At 53.2% G+C, this 4,396-nt stretch carries 3 protein-coding genes; all 3 read left to right on the top strand.

Annotated elements, in window-relative coordinates:
• Window positions 1–215 precede the first annotated feature (215 nt).
• The 3 genes from GTA51_RS21540 (at window position 216) to GTA51_RS21530 (ending at window position 4,372) form a co-directional block, all read left to right on the top strand.
• Window positions 216–1,997, top strand: coding sequence for a CocE/NonD family hydrolase (locus tag GTA51_RS21540; RefSeq protein WP_160964251.1), 1,782 nt, complete (start codon window positions 216–218; stop codon window positions 1,995–1,997).
• Window positions 1,998–2,032: 35 nt separating this feature from the next.
• Window positions 2,033–3,358 carry a C45 family autoproteolytic acyltransferase/hydrolase gene (locus GTA51_RS21535; RefSeq protein WP_160964250.1) on the top strand — a complete coding sequence of 442 codons (1,326 nt, stop codon included), beginning with the start codon at window positions 2,033–2,035 and terminating at the stop codon, window positions 3,356–3,358.
• 450 nt (window positions 3,359–3,808) lie between these two features.
• Window positions 3,809–4,372 carry an MFS transporter gene (locus GTA51_RS21530; protein ID WP_246198255.1) on the top strand — a complete coding sequence of 188 codons (564 nt, stop codon included), beginning with the start codon at window positions 3,809–3,811 and terminating at the stop codon, window positions 4,370–4,372.
• Window positions 4,373–4,396 lie beyond the last annotated feature (24 nt).

The raw sequence follows: 4,396 nt of genomic DNA, 5'->3' as shown, positions 1-4,396 counted from the left end.
CGGCTGGTGCAACGAAATCTGTTTCAGCAATGTGAAATTCTCGACCTCATTGACCCGCGACGGCAACGCTTAAAACCAAACAATTCTAGCAGGCTATCTCTTCTAAATTAGCCGGACAGAAATGGCACTATTTATAATCATATTGCTCGGCTGGTTAGCGCAACAAGGGGAATTTTGTGCAAAAAATTTGTGCGAACAAAACTATGAAAACTTGCATGAGTTTTCCCCTTATAGTCATTTGCTTGATAAATTTTGGATGCTTGGCGAAGCGCAGCGAATCGCCGCCGCTAGTCTATGTTGAAAAAAATGTTCCCATAGCGATGCATGACGGTACGGTTCTAAGGGCGGATGTAAGACGGCCGATGCGTGACGGTAAATATCCGGTTCTTATCTTCAGAACGCCATATAGCAAGGACGAGGGCGATCCAGACAACGAAAAGACTTTCAGCGAAGCAGTGAAACGTGGTTATGCCATGGTTATTCAAGACGTTCGCGGACGGTTTGAATCTGAAGGGGAATTTGTCCCCTACCAGAATGAGGGCAAAGACGGCTACGACACCATCGAATGGGCCGCCAGCCAACCATGGTCCGACGGCCGGGTGGGCACATTCGGCCTTTCCTATCCTGGCGCGGTGCAGTGGCTCGCCGCTGTGGAAAATCCGCCCCACTTGAAAGCCATGGTCCCGGCCATGTGCTTTTCGTCCATGGACCAATTCGTCTACTTTGGCGGCGTTTTCGAGTCGGGATGGGCGAACTGGGCCTACCGCTACATGACCCCAAACCTTCGGGTCAAAAAGAATCTGCCGGGTCCCAAAACCTACGAAGAGACAAACGCCAAGTGGGGCGCCCTGGGCGGGGCCGAGGCCATCCAGGGCTGGCTGCCCGCCTTGGACATGCCCTACATGAAGGACACTTCCCCGTATTACGACACCTGGCTCGAACACCAGCCCTACGACCCCTGGTGGGACTGGGGCAACCTGCACGGCAAATACTCGCGGGTGAAAGCCGCCGTGCTCAATCTTTCCGGTTGGTACGACGAGTCGTACGGCACCGAGGGGGCCGTGACCAATTACCTGGGATTGCTGCGGGCCAGAGCAGGCGAAGCCGATCCCCGCACCAGGCTGATCATCGGGCCGTGGATTCATGGCGTGGAAGCCACTGGCCAGGCAAGCGCCGGCGACCGTAAATTCGGCGAATCCGCAAAGATCGATTATCATCAGGTCGTTCTGGATTTCCTCGACCATTACGTGAGGGGAATCGACAACAATGAATCGTCGCTTAAGGCCGTGCGGGTTTACAACATGGGCAGAAACGCCTGGATAGATTCCGATAACTGGCCCCTTGGGGACACGCGCCCGGCTGACTATTACCTCAGGCCGGTAAAGTCGCGGGGGACCGGTTTCAATGCGATACAAACCAGGCCAGTTCCGCGCAACGGCATGGTCTCGTTCGTGGCGGACCCGGCAACACCGGTTACGGTCAAGGACGAGTTCGACACCAACTTCGGCGGTTTTGATTTGCGGGGGCTCGCCAGTAGAAATGACGTCCTGACGTTTGAAACGGAGCCTTTCGCTGCGGATCTGGTGGCCGTGGGACATATCGGGGCTGAAATTTACGCTTCGAGCGATGCTCCGGATTTCGATCTCTATGTCAGAATTCTTGACGTGGCTCCCGACGGGACGGCCTTCAACCTTGAAAGCGCCGGACACGAGGTGCTTCGGGCCAGCTACCGCGACATGACCAAAGAACGCAAACTTCTTAGACCTGGGGAAGTCGTCCAACTTAAATACAGGAACATGTTGTCCGGTAACACCTTTAAAAAGGGCCACCGGCTCCGCGTGTACCTCATGGCCTCGTGGTTTCCGACCTACTCCAGGAACTTGCAGACCGGCCAGTTGGAGACCGTGAGTGCCAAGACCAGCAAAGCGAAAATAAATATCCACAGTGGGCCTGCGTATCCGACAAGACTTGTTCTTCCTGTTATTTTAACAAATTGACAAATAATGAACGTAGACATGCACATGGAGCATATATGCTAAAGTCGTCATTGGTTAAAATTTTTCTCATAGTCATGTTGAGCGCCGTATTCAGTATCTCTGCCGTGTCTTCCAGCCAGTCTAAACCAGTCTCAAAACATCCAGCGGTCAAAATAATATACGACAAGAAAAACTTGCATTACAAGGTGGAGTTCGATCTGACCTCCGTTTCGCACAAAGAGATGGGGCGCCAATACGCTCTGGCGCTTGTCGACGCCTTGCCGCAATTCGAGCGTTTCACCGACGCGGCCTTGCTGGAGACGCTCAAGGAAGCGAAGATGACCTTCCAACAAGCCCTGGACAACGTCAATGCCTTGAAGCCCAACATTCCCAAGGAGTATCTGGACGAGTTCGAGGGCATGGGACAGGTGTTTTCCGATCCCAGCGACGAGGTCGGCAACGGCCGACTGTCACCCAACAAGATTTTCGTCTCGGTGATATTCGAGGACGTCACGGACAGCGCCGCCTGCTCCGCCTCTGCGGTGTTCGGCAAGGATTCGGCTACCGGCAAGACCATATTGGGCAGGAACAACGATTGGCCCCCCGACGAGGAGATTGATAAATGGGGCGCCCTGTTCATATTCCATAACGGCGGCAAGTCGGTGGCCGGAAACGGATTTTTAGGCGAACTGTTCCCCACCAACGTCTTCAACCGCCACCATGTGTTCGGCGGTTCCCTGGCGAGCTATCCCTCGGTTGCGCGTACGCTTCCCTTGACGGGGATGCGCTCCCCCACCATAGACCTCCGCTATGCCATTGAATCCAGCCGAACACTGGCTGATGCGGAGGCCTTTCTCAGCAAGAGCAAATACGCCACCGGCTCGGTGATCATTGTCGCCGACCCGGAGACGGCCCATGTCCTTGAGTACGACACCAGCCGCGCGGAAGGGCAAAGAGCCCGGATCCGCACCAGCGCGTCGGAGCTTATCCCGGGCGAGTCCTGGGATATCCCCACTGCCATCGCCTGTGTGAACAGCTTCGTGCTGCCGGGCGGTTTTGACAACCACGATGCGCACAACAAACTCCGGTTCGGCAACTTTAATAAACTTTTCCGTTCATCCCTAGTGCAAGGCCCGGTAGGCGTCGACCAGATGCAGGGAATCATGGGCTACACCTCATGGGATGGAAACTCGAAAACATCCGGCGCGATCTTCCGCTTGGGCATTGGCTCGGGAACTGAACAAGACAGCGCTACATTCCAGTCTTTCGTCATTAAGCTCGACACATTCGAATCCTGGATGGCCTATACCGCTCACGGTGCAAGATGGCCCTACAAGCCTGTTTACCATAAAGTCCTGGACGGCGATCCCTTCAAGCAATAGCGGTAATGGAGACTTGATTAGCCAATATGATATTGAAGTATCCAAACAACACGACAGGCTTCTTTGCCTTTCGAAAAAGTTTTTGTATGTAAAGCATTTGTATCGCCACAATCATCTTTGGTCAGCTGTTTTATGCAAGCAGGATTGGAAAACAATTTAATCTTACAATGACATTATGCACTAAATGTGAACTGACAATAAATGAGACATATTCTATTGATATTGGCATTTGTTTGTTATTCACAGTCATCGCAACTTGCTTTTGCATTTAGCAACTCATTTGATGCGCAGGATGTGATTCAAAATGAGGAGCGGCTGCTGAAAACCATACAAAATATTTCCAATTATGTTCTGCAAGAAAAGATACGCAATAGGGAAAATGCTCAGAATGTCCTGACAGACGAGCCGTCCACCTGTGTAATCAATCCAATTTAGTCTGCGGTGTTTTCCTTGTTCGTCGGGGTGACAAGTCTGGTCGCTGCGGAGTTCATTCCCATCAGTCTTTTGACTCCCATCGCGCGCGATCTCGCCATCACGGAAGGCATGGCTGGGCAGACCGTGACGGTTGTTGGGATATTCGCCGTTCTGACAAGCCTCCTGCTGGCTCCTTTGACCAAGGGGGTCAATCGGCGGTACATTCTGTTGACATTCTCTTCAATGCTCCTTGTTTCCAATCTCCTGGTCGCTGTTGCGCCTAATTATCCAATGTTGATGGTTGGTCGCGGCCTGCTCGGCATTTGTGTGGGCGGATTCTGGTCGATGTCGGCTGCGGTGACCTTGCAGCTCGTGCCGATAAATTACGTCCCACGCGCCTTGAGCATCATCTATGCTGGGGTGGCCGGGGCGACCATCATTTCTTTGCCTGTCGCCAGCTACCTCGGCCATCTGCTTGGTTGGAGAAACGTGTTTTATATAAGCGCCGGAGCAATAATGCCCCCCTGGAGCGACCGAATTCCTCGGTTGCGCCGGTCCGAAAGTGTACCGGCTAAAGCCTTCCACTCGATCTGCTGGTAAAGAGCCGGTCGCAAGGAAGGGAGG

The organism is Solidesulfovibrio aerotolerans, assembly GCF_009856865.1.
GTDB classification, from domain to species: Bacteria; Desulfobacterota; Desulfovibrionia; order Desulfovibrionales; family Desulfovibrionaceae; genus Solidesulfovibrio; species Solidesulfovibrio aerotolerans.
This window is presented reverse-complemented; position numbering and strand designations above follow the sequence as displayed.